This is a genomic window from Psychrobacillus sp., from assembly GCF_032154225.1.
Lineage (GTDB): Bacteria > Bacillota > Bacilli > Bacillales_A > Planococcaceae > Psychrobacillus.
Genome location: NZ_JALDYF010000001.1, coordinates 54,049 through 67,995 on the forward strand (window position 1 = coordinate 54,049; position 13,947 = coordinate 67,995).

The window sequence follows — 13,947 nt, forward strand, 5'->3', positions numbered from 1 at the left end:
CAGTGAGCATGCTTTAGCGTTATATTCAATCTTCGAAATTCGATATCAAAGGTAATGGCTGTAGGGAAACCTTATTGAAAATCCCGTAAACATGCCCACAAACATTACAATGTGCAATATTAAACCACGGATCTCCAACATTAGATGTTTCTACACTATCGGACGATACTATATGCTCCAAACCTTGAATATAACAAGAAGGGCATTTCGGTTCTGTCATAGTTAATCCACCTCCCCTTCATCTACAATTCGACAAACAAAGAGAAAATCCTTCCAAAACCTTTCACTCAACTATCGTCACATCCACAATTCCGTCCATCTGGAGCGTAAACGATTTGAGTGCGTCTTCCATCTCGATTTCACGATTAATAAAATCTATCCACGTTATTTTACCCACTTGATAAATAAATTCACCATCACTCCATACTTTCACAGTAACTTCTACATTCCTTTTCATAGCTATTTCTATTGTTTCTTGAATAGTTGCGAGATCCCATTCATCCAACTGAGGACGTGGAGTTTCATATAGAGCTTGCTTATGTTCTCTCAGCATTTCGACATGCTCTGGCAGCATCATTGCGGTCCACTTTTTTGTACCACGATCTCTTATCATAATTTCTGCCCTCCTAACATTTTAGAGCGTTTAACCGCCGTCCCTGCTGGTGTGTAAGATACGGCTCTTAATAATGAAGCTGAACCATACCTATTGCGAATACCGTCCATAGCCGCTGCTAGCTTTCGATTTTTCCAATTATCCTTTTCGAATAAGCTAAGCTGCATGGAGTGTTCATCCTCCAGCTTTGTGATAGAAATGGAAATTTGCCTTACTGGACTTCCATTGTAATTTTCTTTTAATAATTCTTTGCATGTTTGATAAATTTTCATCGTATCGTTTGTTGCTTCTTCGACTGTTCTAGACCTTTGAAAACCACCACCGAATGCATTTTTGCTATAACCAATGGCTAGTGAAATTGTACGAGCTGATTGGAGCACGTCTCTTGCTCTTTTCGCTACGTCTTCACACATTTCCAACAAAACAGTATGAACTTCTTCGATTTTATTATAGTCTCTCATTAAGATTTGGCCTTTACCATAACTGATCTGCCCCGATTCGATTGGCGATCCTAGTTTAGATAAGTCGATTCCCCAAGCGTGGTGATAGAGCTGGTTTCCCATAACACCGAATTTATCTTCTAATAATGATAAAGGGACATTTGCTAGTTGTCCGACAGTGAAAATACCCATATTATTTAGTGTTTTTTCGGTTCGAGATCCAATCCCCCACATTTCTCTTAGAGGGCTAACAGGCCAAAGTTTTGTTTGCACATCCTCAAATGTCCATTTGGCGAAACCACTTTTCTTAGCTTCCAAGTCAAGAGCAAGTTTAGCCATTAACATATTTGGGCCCATACCAGCTGTGCTATGCAATTGCAGCGTATTTAATATTTCCTCTTGTATGCGCTGAACTGTATCTTCTGGGTTTCCCCATAATTTTTCTGTTCCTGTTAAATCAATAAAGGATTCGTCTACGCTGTATACATGAACTGCTTCCGGAGGAACATACGTATGCAAAATATCCGTCACAGCCATCGACATTTCTAAGAAATACTGCATTTTAGCTTCAAACACTCTTATTTCAGGATGATTTGGAATATCATATAGCCTCGACCTTGCAGACCTAATCCCAAATCGCTGTTTCATCGGAGGACTAGCTGCAAGCACAATGGACCCTGGATGCTGTAAATTTCCCACAACTGCAATTGGCACCTTGCGTATATCTAAATTGTGGAGTACAGCTATACAGCTAGCATAAAAACTCATCATATCAATACATACAATTGAACGATTTGGAAATTGACTATAGTCCACTTTATATGACATCTCTCTCTCTTTGCACTACAGGAACGCACGCGAGTACATTATCGATTAGAAATGTTCGCTTCGCACTTCTTGTGAAACAAAATCCTTGAAAAGAATTGTCTTGCAGTTTAATGATTTTTACCCTCCTCTTACTTATCTCCCCTGACTTAGATAGATACATTAATTCAACAATTTGGCCACGGCCAAAATATTTCTCCAACAATATACGCACAAACGTTCCCTCCTTTTCACTTAGTATATGCGAACGTATGTTTTTTATGCAACTATTAATTAATGTTAATTATTGGGTAAATATTATTACTTGAACGATATGCTATACTTTTTGGAGTGATACTAAATAATTTACATATTTAAGGGTGGTAAGCAAGTTGAATTTATTTGAAGGGCTCGAACTTAGCTTCGTGCAAATTATAGTTCCATTAGTTATCTTGTTTTTAACTATGTTCCTAACAGCTTATTTTATTAAAATTGTTTTTCGAAGGTTTTTAGTGAAAGGGTTATACGATGTTTTTCTTGGGGTAGCTCTTTTATATGCATTTTATGTATGGGCGATTCCAATGAATTTGGGTTTTTATGAATTTTTCAAGTAAATCAAAATCGTTTTATCAATTAATCGAAAGGGCATTTTGCTCTTTCTTTTTTTATTTTGCACAACAAATTGAGTACGTACATATTATGCAGAGAATGTGTTTATGGGCATATTACAACTGATGAAAGGCGGGCTTGTTTATGGATTCTTCGATTGATTACACTTCCCCTTCAACCGAGTTCACGTTTGATGTAAATAACAATACGCTCTTTAAAAAAGATGTTTTCAACTTCTTGAATGTTTTAGGAGTGCAACAATTAAACACGCTGAATAATACATCTTTAATAGATATTTTCCTCAGTGCAAACAATGTGATTGAGCCACATTATCATCCGAATGCTTCAGAGCTTGTTTATTGTATTTCTGGAGCAATGACCGCTTCTTTATTGAATCCATTTACAAAACAATATCAAACATATTCGATCACTCCTGGCCAAGTCGTGAATATCCCCCAAGGCTGGTGGCATTATCAATTTGCTACTGTGGATCAAACCCATGTACTTGCCATATTTAATGCACCTACACCAGAAGTAATTCTTGGCTCGGATATATTAACGCTGACACCGTCAAATATTATGGCACATACTTATTCGATGGATAAAGGCCAATGGGAAAAGGCGATTGCACCAATTATCCCCTCAACTTATATTGGGCCACGGCAAAACAATAAAACAACAGATGAAAATAAGCCGCAACAATATGTAGATGATATGAATCATTACGAAGGTCGCGAGTATATAAATTGAAAAACGTCCCTGTGACACAAACAATTCAGAATTGCTTGCGTCACAGGGACGTTAATTTTATAGTAGCTTATGCATCGATATAGAGGATGTCACATAACCCAACTTTTGGTAGAGGCTTTGTGCAGATTTGTTGCTGCCGAACACACTTAAAGCAAGTGAGTTCATCCCAAGTTCTTTTACTTTCACTTGTAATTCCTCTAAAGCCCTAGTACCGTAACCTTGTTTTCTATATGCTTCCTCAATAAAAATATGATAAATGTATGCTCGATCAATTTCCCGGTTTACGTTAAACCAGATAATTCCTACTTTCTTTTTTAAGACTGGGTCATAAATATTATATAAAAATTGTCCCTCTGTATCTAAGCCTTCTGAAAATATATCCTTCATCATCACTTCTGATTCTTCCATTGCCTTATCCATTGCTAGATTATAATTAGTAGATATTTCTTTAGCATAATCCGGGATCATAAAATTTAAATACTCATCAAATTCTAGTTTATTCATTTTCTCTAACTGAATCATTTCATCTCTCCATTCGTGTGTAGAATAAAATAATTCCATCCTGTTACACCGAATGATTTTTATTCCTATCTTCATTTTATATTGCTTCAATCTTTTTTCCAATACTATCTTTTTCAGGGAAGTTATTTGCGTCACAGGGACGTATACAAATATACTCTCAGCTCATCCTGATCAACTGTTCCTAGCAATATATCTTGCGTATCCACATTTAACGTTCGCATTTTATCTTCTAGCCAAGTAATATCTTTTCCTGCAAGATGCAATCCATTTATATTTAACTTGCCTTCTTTAATAATTGCTTGAGGAAGTGAAAAGGGTTTCTTGACTAATTGTATATCTTCCGCGGTTATAGGTTGTAGTTGAGGAGATACAAAAAATGATATTGTCCCATCTGGTTCCCAAAGAGCAAGTGAAACATGATGAATTTTTTCGATTTTGGATTTTCTTGCTTCCGATAACAGATAATCAATGGATATTCTTGCCTTCGTTAATCCTTTATACAAAATTTCACCATCTTTTATCAGAGGGAATGAAGCTGGTTCTAGCCAATTTCTTACCCTAGTCCATTTCAAACTCACAAAAGAAATAAGCAAATACAATATAATGAGTACGCTGGTCGTAAGAATAGATCCTTTTAATCCTAATCCTTCGTCTGATAGAGGATGTGCGAGAATATTTCCAAGAACTAAAGCGATTGTAAAATCGATAAGCCGTAGCTGCGAAATGGATCGCCGCCCCATCACTTTAGTTGCTAATAATAAAAAGAAAAAGGAGACAATTGCTCGTAATATCCATTGAAGGCTTGTAAGCGATTCTTGGCCATAAATAAAATCCAATTACTTTCACACTCCTAATTCTAAATCACACAATCTTATCGTACTTTATCCTATATTCAGAAACTTTGTAATCGATAAATGCACCAATGACGCCAATTGGCAAGCCACCCGCAGAAATGGCAAGTAACAGCGTAAATATGTTTAACTTTTCTACCCTAAAGCTCAAAATATAGAGAATAGAAAGCGTTCCAATTACCATGAATAGTGCTGTGAAATAATAAGTTATATGGATTTCTTCTTTTGTTTTTTGTTCCGTTTTTATTAATTTTCCACTCATATAACCACCTCATTTCTTCAAACTTCAACTTGTCTTTTTATTATTTACTTAACTGCCATTATTTACTCACTTTTTTAACATTTTCTTGTCCGTATCATGAACAAATCCACTCTTTCATAAACTGTTAAAAATGACAGAGGTGTTTTTGTGTTTAATTTTCAAGATATTTGCCATCAATATGCTCAAATTGTTAATGGAAAAGGTAGTATGGACAATGGCATATGCTCGGTGGAGATTGGGCGTCATTTATCTGTCACGATTCAAGGTCGCCCTTCGCGAAGTGCATTACCTGCAGGAATTACGTTTGAATCGTTGGATCAGGAGGGACATGCACTCAATTTAGGAGAAGTTGTCCTTTTGCAAGAAGAGCTTCCCGCATTTGTTCATATGTTAGTGAAAAATAACTTAATCGTAAGTGCCATTCATAATCATTGGATTTTCACTAACCCAACGATTCTATATGTTCATTTTCAATCTGTGGAACCACCATTATCTTTTGCACAAAAAGTGGCAGAAGCATTTACTGTTTTAAAACATTAGCACAACGAAAAACGCCCATTCGATTTTTGTCGAATGGACGTTTTTGCGATTAATAAAACTCTTTCATCTTTTTCAAAGTATAAAGGAAGTATTCCCAGTTATTTATTGTCGAAGGAATGCTTACATGCTCTTCAGGAGTATGAACGTGAAACATGTCCGGTCCAATGGAAACTGCATCTAAGCCTGGAATTTTCTCGATAAATACCCCGCACTCGATACCAGCATGTACAGCAATTACTTCCATTTCTGTACCATATTTTTCTTTATACGCTTCTTCAAATAATTGCTTCACTTTTGAGTTCGGATTATATGGCCATTCTGGATAATCTGAATCCACTGTTATGCCACATCCAAGTATTTCCGCAATTGTTTTTGCTTGCGTAACCATATACGATTTTACACTTTTAACGGAGCTCCTAATTTCGCTAACAAAAATGACTTCTGAATCTGTCGTTGTTACAACGCCCAAATTCGTCGAGCTTTCCACTAATCCTTTTATGCCCATGCTCATCCCTTGCACGCCGTGTGGAATTAATAACAAAGAGCTAATCGCTTTATGCATCGTGTCTTTCGAAAACACCTGTGAAGAAATACTTGCTGTTTGTTCAAAGCTTATCGATACCCCTGGGTCAGAAGATTGTAATTCCGTTTGAAATATTTCATTCCATTCCGTGATTTTTTCTTCTATTTTATGTACATCATTTGGATGAATAAAAACTGTTGCTTCAGCCTCACGAGGAATCGCATTACCTTTTAATCCACCTTGAATATTCTGAATGAAACAAGAAAATTCAGTTATTAAATCTCGCAAAAATCTACCTAATAATTTGTTGGAATTTCCTCTTTCTTTATCAATCGATATGCCAGAATGGCCGCCACTTAATCCTTTTATGCTTACACGGTAAACAACTTGATCATCCAGAGCATCTTCCCAACGAATAGGCAATGTTTGCTCAACGCGTACCCCTCCTGCACTACTAACAAGCAACTTTCCATCTTCTTCCGAATCAATATTAATGAGAATTTTCCCTTTAAAATGATCTGCATCTACGGCAAGAGCACCGTTCATCGTTGTTTCTTCTTCCGTCGTAATAACTATTTCAAGCGGTGGATGCGGAATATCATTAGCATCCAATAAAGCTAAAGCATACGCAACAGCAATTCCATTATCCGCGCCTAAGGTTGTGTCCGTAGCGTATAACATATCCCCTATAATTCGTAACTGAAGAGGATCATTTTCAAAATCATGCACCGTATCTTTATTCTTTTCACAAACCATATCCATATGCCCTTGAATAATTACAGTAGGTGAACTTTCATAGCCCGCTGTTGCAGGCTTTTTCATAATGACATTTAATGCTTCGTCCTGTATTACTTCTAAATTTCGTTGTTGTGCAAAACGAACTAAATAATCACTAATTGCTTTTTCATTGCTCGAACCCCTTGGTATTTTAGAAATTTCTCCAAAATAATAAAACACTGGATGTCCCGCCAACTCTTCTAAATTACTATACATCGCCTTCACCCTCTCGTTTGTATTTCATTATATCATAAGAAAAACCGAGCAAAATGACGCCCGGCCCTTTACTTAGCGACGCAGTTTCCGGCTCACATTGGGCTATACGATGAACGGTAAAATTTTTAAAGCTTGTTGAAAGTGGCTACACTACTTCCAACAAGCTTTTTCTTCGATCATCGTATGGCAAATGTTCGCCTTCCGCTCGCCAGAAACTTCAGTGCCATGTAGGTAAATACTTTTGGCAATAGAAGAAGCAAGTGATATTCTATCTATTATGTAGGCTGCCAAAGATGCAATTTTGGCAGCTTTTTGTAGGTTTTTAGAAAGCGACACTTCCATATCTGGATAGAAAGTGTAAAAGTAGATGACAAATTTACTTCATACGAAAATTGTCGATCTATTTCTAACTAGAAGTGTTGATGAACTTTTTTCTCTCCCCCTTACATGAAAGGGCTAAAGTAGAAAGAACATGAATACACTCCCATAAGCAGGATGAATGTAGTGAAAAACGGCGACTCCAGTGAGAACAGTGCGAGCTGAAAGCCCCGCAGGAAAGCAAAGCGTCAGCTTGTAACGAAATTTACTCTCCCCATCCCTATACTCGCTTCCTCTCTATAGGTACCGTAAACCCTGTGTTCATGCTACATTTTTATATACTCCCTTTCTTATTCTTATGAACGTAAAAAACACCTTCTAGTCGAAGGTGTTTTGTCTTATACTACTGCTTGAGTTGGGGTTGACCAATCTACTTGATTTAAAAATGCATACACATCTTCACATACTTTGTCTTTTTCTTTTCCTACTGTAATAATATGTCCTGATTCTTTATACCAAATAATTTCTTTTTCATCTGCCTCTACTTGCCCAAGGATAAACGGTGCACTTTCTTGATAAATAGCATCGTCAAGAACCCCTTGTAATACAAGTGTTGGTGATGTAATTTCATGTAAATCCTCACATGTATTTTCAGTAAGTGCTTGAACACCATTTAAAGAATCTTTCGGTACATTTTTTAAAACTTCTAATTCTTCTATGATAATTTCTCTTGATTTTCCTTCAAAAGATTTATACAGCTTTGCATAATTATACAAACGTTCAGATAATCCATTTGTATTGCTTCGTTTAATTGGTGCACACATCGATACAACTGCTTTTACTGGAAATTCTTCCGCCACTTTTAAAGAAAATACGCCACCTAACGAAATACCTGCCACTGCAATTTCTGTATATCCTTGATTTTTCAAATGATGATAACCATCCACAACATCTTGCCACCAGTCAGCTGGACTTGTTTGCAATAGTTCTTCTGGTGTTACCCCGTGCCCCTTGTACATTGGTGCATGACAAGTAAAACCACGTTTTTGTAAGTATTCTCCTAATCTTTTCACATCTTTCGTACTTCCTGTAAATCCATGGAGCAATAATACAGCCCGATTTCCGCCTATGAATGTAAAAGATTTAGGTGCGACAACTTTCATTTGAATATCCCCTTTTGTTTACCATCTCATCTTGTTACTAATCCTATCATTGACAATTCATAAAGTATAATTTATTATTTTTATCACAATCATGCATAAAAGGTATCAATAACTAAAGGAGAAGTTGTATACATGGAATGGCAACGACTAGAATATTTCCAAACACTTGCAAACATTCAACATATGACTCGTGCTGCAGAAATATTATCTATTTCGCAACCTGCGCTAAGTCGATCTATTGCTAGCTTAGAAGATGAAATTGGCGTTCCTTTATTTGATCGACAAGGTAGGTCTATTGTATTAAATCGTTACGGTATGATGTTTTTACAGCGCGTTAATCGCATTCTAAATGAAATGAATGATGGACTGGATGAAATTCAACAGCTCATCAATCCAGAACAAGGAGAAGTATCACTTGGCTTTTTACATACACTTGGTACGAGTACTGTTCCGAATATCATCCGAGCCTTTCATGAGCAGTATCCGCATATTACGTTTCAATTGAAGCAAAACCATACGCATATTCAATTAAAGCAATTAAAAGCTGGTGGCTTAGACCTTTGTCTGCTCGCTTCCATCGAATATGAAAAACCGATTAAATGGACAGAACTATGGCGTGATGAATTATTCGTTATCGTTCCAATCAATCACCAACTAGCCAAGCGCGAAAGTATTACGTTACAAGAAATAGTACAGGAATCGTTTATTTCGATGAAAAAAGGGTATGCACTACGCAATACGACAGATGGGATTTTTACTGAGGCCAGTTTACAACCAAATATTACTTTTGAAGGAGATGAAGTGGCGACTGTTGCTGGTTTCGTTGCAGCAGGACTAGGTTTTTCGATATTGCCAGATGGGGAAGACATAAATACAAATAAAATCGCAAAATTACGCATACAAAACATGGTATGTGAACGAGTAATCGGCATGGCAATAGTGGAAAATCGCTATTTATCACCTGCTGCGGCTAACTTCCAACAATTTATACTCGATTATTTTTTAAATAAATAAAAGTAGCTTTAAAAACGCAGCTTGAACACAGAGTTCAAGATACATATCGATAGGAAGGAAGTATAGGGATGTGGAAGTGGATTCCGTTACAAGCGGGCGCGTTCGGTGGGCACGGCTTCAGCCGCTTCCTGTGCTCCTGCGGTTACTCGTCACAAAACAAAGTTCCGCTACGCTCAGTCCAGGGTCTTCAGCTTGTAATTTTCCCACCCTAGTCGCCGCTTTTCACTACATCCACCCTGCTTATGGGAATGTATTCATGTTCTTTCTACTTAAGCCTTTTCATGTAAAGAGAAGAGAAAAAGTTCATGGACACTTCTTATTAGAAATAGACCAACAATTTTCGTACGAAGTAAGTTTGTCATCTACTTCTCCACTTTCTATCCAGATATGGAAGTGTCGCTTTCTAAAAACCTACAAAAAGCTGCCAAAATTGCATCTTTGGCAGCCTACATAATAGATAGAATATCACTTGCTTCTTCTATTGCCAAAAGCATTTAACTACCTGGTACGGAAGTTTCTGGCGAGCGTAAGACGAACATTTGCCATACGATGACCGACGAAAAAGCTTGTGGGAAGCGGTGCAGCCACCTCCAACAAGCTTTTAAAATTTTACCGTTCATCGTATAGGCCAATGGGAAGCCTGAAGCGAGCCTGAGACTGGGACACTAAGCATGTTTTTGCTTTAAAGGATTGGGCGTCTTTTTACCCATTTTTTATTAGATATTCAATTCCTTTGCATGTATAACTGCTTGTGTTCGTGAATTTACACCAAGCTTACTGTAAATATTAGACAAATAAATTCGTATAGTACCTTCTGAAAGCACCAACTTACTTGCAATCTCCATATTAGACGAACCGTTTGCGAGCAATTGCAAAACTTCCCGTTCTCGTCGTGTAAGTAAATCTAAAACAGAATCTTCTTCTACCGGCCCCGCTAAATGTTCCACATAAGGCATCGCAATGGAATCGAAGTGCTCCTGTCCCTCACCGCGACGTATGCGCACATATTTTTTCAACAATTTCATTACATCTGGTTCATCTGTAAACGTTCTAACGTACAAATATTTTACACCATGCTCCAACGCTTGATGCAATGTTGTTATTGCTAATTCTTCATTCAATAATTTTTCATGGCAAACAGCTTCCAACACGGTTGTTTCGATAATTGTCGACATTTGCTCTTCTTCTATCGCTTGTACCTTCACATGTAAAATAGACTTTAATGCTTTCTCTATTTCTCCTTTAGCGATAAAAAGTCGTGCTTGCACTAACAACCAAAATACTTCTTCCGACTCAGCATCATGACTGTTTAACCCCATCGACAAATTAAGCTCTCGCTCCGCACGGATAATATCTTCTTCCATCACATAACAATGCGCTTTCATCGCATGCAATGAACGAATCCAATGCTTTTCTTTTGTCATCTTCATCGCATAATCCAATATAGCTTGCGCCTCAATAAATTGCTTTTGTGCACCATATATGCGCGCTTTCAATATATACATCGGGATAAATAAACCTGGATCTTTCCATTCCAAACCGGATTTTAATGCTTTTTCTAATTCCAAGATACAAAAATCAATCAAGCTTCTTTCATACAAACTCTCCGCAGATACACCGTAACTAAATACAGTCATGCTACTTTCCTTTAATTCAGTACCACGAAATAGCCCGATAAAAGATTCTGATTTTTCAAATGACCATAACTTCCCTCTGGAAGCAATACCAGTTCGTAGAATTCTAGCTTCGCTTAAATTATATTGAATCGGGAATTTATCCCATCTCGTACTGACTATTCCCTCTTCAAGGTGCTTTTTAACAATTTCAGCTACTTGATCCAAATCTTCTCCGATTGCAAATAAAACATATCCTTTTACCATTTCTAAAATACTTGCAATACCTTTAAACTCTTCTTCATCCATCCATTGTTCTTGTATATGCTTCTGTTCTAACTCCAGAATCAATTCCTTCGCTTCATTCATTTTTAAAGAATTAGCTAATGTAACAATGTACATCACAAGCGTTTCCACATGTACAGCGCAACTACTATCGCGCAATAGTTGAACCCAGCGTGTGAATGTAGAAATTTGCTTAGAAGTAAAAATATAAACAAGATACTCATATATCCACTCGTCAGCTACTTTATACTGTTTCCCATGCATCAAAAGTTCAATCGCAGAAATAATATCTTTCTGCTCACATAAAAAAGCCGCTGCTTTTTCATATAAGGATGACATGCTTGCTTGTGAATAGCGCTGCTTTAGTTCAATTTGTAAAGCATCTGCAAATAAATGATGATAGCGAAAAACCGGTTCGCTCGTATGCAATCGCACGATAAATAATCCCTTTTTTTCAAGCTCCATCAATATAGAATGGCTATCAGTACGATTTGTAAGCGCATCACAAATTGTTGGCTTTAGTTCGTTTAATATCGAGGTTTGCACTAGAAAATCCTGTGTTTCCGATGAAAGTGACGATAAAATTTCCTGAAGTAAAAATTCGGTAATAAACGGATGCGTACTTTCAAAAGATTCTACGTTCCACTCCGTTTTTAACGACATAAGCCCCGCTAATTGAATACCAGCTGCCCAGCCTTCTGTCTTTTCAAATACTTGTTGGAGTATCTCTGTATTGTCATAGCCTAATTCTTGCTTCCTATAAAAATTTTGTATTTCATTATACGTAAAGCGCAGCTGATCCACACCGATTTCAGTCAGCCATGCCTTCACACGCCACTTTGCAAGAGGAAATGGTAAATCAATGCGGCTTGTTATATAAACACAAACATTATTAGGTAGGTATTCTATAAATCGAGCCATCGTCGTATGAATAGCCTGACCTTCTATTAAGTGATAGTCATCGATGACCATATGTATTGTTTTCTCTATCGAACCAATTTCATTCAAAAAAGAATCTATTAATAATTCTAATGAGGACTGCTCGTCCAATAAAGAAAGTAATCTAAAATCGATATCACTTTTTACTGCATCTGACACTGCACCAATAATATATTTCCAAAAACGTATCGGGTCATTATCTGTCGTATCTATTGAAAGCCATGCAACAGATTCATTCAGTTGGCTAAACCATTGGCTCAGAAGTGTTGTTTTGCCATATCCAGCTGGTGCCCGTAAAATCGTTATTTTTTTTGCTCCAGTATGGCGTAGTAAATCAAATAAACGTTCTCTTTCAATCGACTCTAATGCGGCATGTGGCACTGTTATTTTTGAGTGTAACAAAATTGGTGGTGGCATTCGTTAGTTCCTCCTTTCCGATTAATAATAGTCATTAAGCTAAATGACTCATCATTCATTTTTATACATAGTTCTTATTATAATAGAAAAGCGATTACTTTAGTTCAAAATTCGTAAAAATTTTAATAATTTAAACCTCACCCTTGTTCGAGTGAGGTTGTGATAGTTTATTTATTTTCGAGCTTCATTCATTTGCTTCCAAACAGAGCCTTTTGCTTCTTCGCCTTCTTCGATTCGAGCAATTGCCATGCGAATTTGAAGTTTGACTTCATATTCCTTATCATCCATTGCTTCTTTTAAAGTGGGAAGTGCTTCTACCGTCCCTATTTCATAGAAATACATGGCCGCTCTCCATCTTACTAGCTTGTTTTTATCAAAGAGTGCTGTTTTCATCGCTTCTTCAAACTGCCCGAATCCCAGATCACTCATTGCGTCTCCTGCAGTTCTTCTAACAGCGGCACTTTTATCTTTTAAGGCGATTTCCAAATAAGGAATAACGGCCTCATCTTCTATTAATCCTAAATATACCGTTGCTAGACGACGAATCGATATTTGCTCATCTTGTACTGCAAGTGCCAAAATAGAAAGGTCTTCCAGCTCCGGATTGATCAAATTATTTAACAGTTGGAAGCGAGTTTCCCATTCACTTGCTTTGAATTGTTCTAAAGAAAAAGGAACTCGAACAGCAGGTTTTTCATCTGCCGGCTTATCTTTATCTTCGATTAATTGTTGTAACTTTGTTTCTGGGAAAGTTGCTTCTAGTTCGTTTACTAACTGCTCGCCAACTTCTTTTTGGTCACCATAGCGAACACCAAAATCGACCCATTTTCGAAGGAGAATATAATTTTCTTTATCTCCTTCCATTGCCTCATCCAGCGCTTTTATAAATCTTGCTGATAAACCAAACCTTGACTCTGATTCACCGTCAAACACTTTTACTTGAAGCGGAATTCCTTTATATTGCTGAACATGTACATACACTTCCCCATAATGTTCCAGCGGTTTTTCTATTTGCTCTTCTTCGTTATTTGCTCCAAATACGTTTTCTACAGAAGCTAAAATAGACTCCCAAGTAAACTTTGCAATTCTCTCTACCGCTAAGAAATCTGCGACATGATAAACACCTTTTACGCCCTCAATTTTAAATAAATCTTGAATTTCTTTCGGCGCATCTACACTATTATCCTTTTTGTAATTATGGCTTTTACCAAAAGGTAGCTCCGAATCAATAATTACTTTCATTGTGTTTGGACTTGGGGTTGGTTCAATTGATACGATTTTCATCTTTTCT

Annotated in this window: 14 protein-coding genes; 4 read left to right on the top strand and 10 right to left on the bottom strand. The window is 37.0% G+C overall.

What is annotated here, in order from left to right; all coding sequences use genetic code 11:
• Window positions 1–25 precede the first annotated feature (25 nt).
• The 3 genes from RUH95_RS00300 to RUH95_RS00310 all read right to left on the bottom strand — a co-directional run bounded on the left by RUH95_RS00300 (window position 26) and on the right by RUH95_RS00310 (window position 1,881).
• Window positions 26–220 (bottom strand): transcriptional regulator, encoded by a 195-nt coding sequence (locus RUH95_RS00300; RefSeq protein WP_313890816.1) that lies wholly within the window; start codon window positions 218–220, stop codon window positions 26–28.
• 63 nt (window positions 221–283) lie between these two features.
• On the bottom strand, window positions 284–613 hold the full coding sequence (locus RUH95_RS00305; RefSeq protein WP_313890817.1) for a YolD-like family protein: 330 nt from the start codon (window positions 611–613) through the stop codon (window positions 284–286).
• Window positions 610–1,881, bottom strand: a complete 1,272-nt coding sequence (locus RUH95_RS00310; RefSeq protein ID WP_313890818.1) for a Y-family DNA polymerase — start codon at window positions 1,879–1,881, stop codon at window positions 610–612. Before RUH95_RS00310 ends, RUH95_RS00305 begins: the two co-directional genes overlap by 4 nt.
• 368 nt (window positions 1,882–2,249) lie before the next feature.
• Here RUH95_RS00310 and RUH95_RS00315 point away from each other — a divergent pair, with 368 nt between their 5' ends.
• Both RUH95_RS00315 and RUH95_RS00320 read left to right on the top strand, forming a co-directional pair.
• Entirely contained in the window at window positions 2,250–2,471 is a 222-nt protein-coding gene (locus RUH95_RS00315) for a hypothetical protein (protein ID WP_313890819.1), read from the top strand.
• A 139-nt stretch (window positions 2,472–2,610) separates the two neighbouring features.
• The gene (locus RUH95_RS00320) at window positions 2,611–3,216 is read left to right on the top strand and encodes a cupin domain-containing protein (RefSeq protein ID WP_313890820.1); all 606 of its coding nucleotides are present in this window, start codon (window positions 2,611–2,613) and stop codon (window positions 3,214–3,216) included.
• 57 nt (window positions 3,217–3,273) lie between these two features.
• On the opposite strand, the gene RUH95_RS00325 is transcribed toward RUH95_RS00320, so the two are convergent.
• The 3 genes from RUH95_RS00325 to RUH95_RS00335 all read right to left on the bottom strand — a co-directional run bounded on the left by RUH95_RS00325 (window position 3,274) and on the right by RUH95_RS00335 (window position 4,851).
• Entirely contained in the window at window positions 3,274–3,738 is a 465-nt protein-coding gene (locus RUH95_RS00325; RefSeq protein ID WP_313890821.1) for a GNAT family N-acetyltransferase, read from the bottom strand.
• Window positions 3,739–3,869: 131 nt separating this feature from the next.
• Complete coding sequence (locus tag RUH95_RS00330) at window positions 3,870–4,574, bottom strand: DUF421 domain-containing protein (protein WP_313890822.1); 705 nt, start codon at window positions 4,572–4,574, stop codon at window positions 3,870–3,872.
• 25 nt (window positions 4,575–4,599) lie between these two features.
• Window positions 4,600–4,851, bottom strand: a complete 252-nt coding sequence (locus RUH95_RS00335; protein WP_313890823.1) for a hypothetical protein — start codon at window positions 4,849–4,851, stop codon at window positions 4,600–4,602.
• A 147-nt stretch (window positions 4,852–4,998) separates the two neighbouring features.
• Here RUH95_RS00335 and RUH95_RS00340 point away from each other — a divergent pair, with 147 nt between their 5' ends.
• Entirely contained in the window at window positions 4,999–5,391 is a 393-nt protein-coding gene (locus tag RUH95_RS00340) for a DUF1259 domain-containing protein (protein WP_313890824.1), read from the top strand.
• Between the two features lie 49 nt (window positions 5,392–5,440).
• Here the strand turns inward: RUH95_RS00340 and RUH95_RS00345 are convergent, their stop codons facing one another.
• A complete protein-coding gene (locus tag RUH95_RS00345) occupies window positions 5,441–6,907 on the bottom strand; it encodes an aminoacyl-histidine dipeptidase (protein ID WP_313890825.1) in 1,467 nt (488 codons plus the stop codon).
• 716 nt (window positions 6,908–7,623) lie between these two features.
• Entirely contained in the window at window positions 7,624–8,388 is a 765-nt protein-coding gene (locus RUH95_RS00350) for an alpha/beta hydrolase (RefSeq protein WP_313890826.1), read from the bottom strand.
• A 132-nt stretch (window positions 8,389–8,520) separates the two neighbouring features.
• Here RUH95_RS00350 and RUH95_RS00355 point away from each other — a divergent pair, with 132 nt between their 5' ends.
• On the top strand, window positions 8,521–9,402 hold the full coding sequence (locus RUH95_RS00355; RefSeq protein WP_313890827.1) for a LysR family transcriptional regulator: 882 nt from the start codon (window positions 8,521–8,523) through the stop codon (window positions 9,400–9,402).
• Between the two features lie 716 nt (window positions 9,403–10,118).
• Here the strand turns inward: RUH95_RS00355 and RUH95_RS00360 are convergent.
• On the bottom strand, window positions 10,119–12,656 hold the full coding sequence (locus RUH95_RS00360) for a winged helix-turn-helix domain-containing protein (RefSeq protein ID WP_313890828.1): 2,538 nt from the start codon (window positions 12,654–12,656) through the stop codon (window positions 10,119–10,121).
• Between the two features lie 171 nt (window positions 12,657–12,827).
• Window positions 12,828–13,940, bottom strand: a complete 1,113-nt coding sequence (locus RUH95_RS00365) for a conserved virulence factor C family protein (protein WP_313890829.1) — start codon at window positions 13,938–13,940, stop codon at window positions 12,828–12,830.
• Window positions 13,941–13,947: the final 7 nt, after the last annotated feature.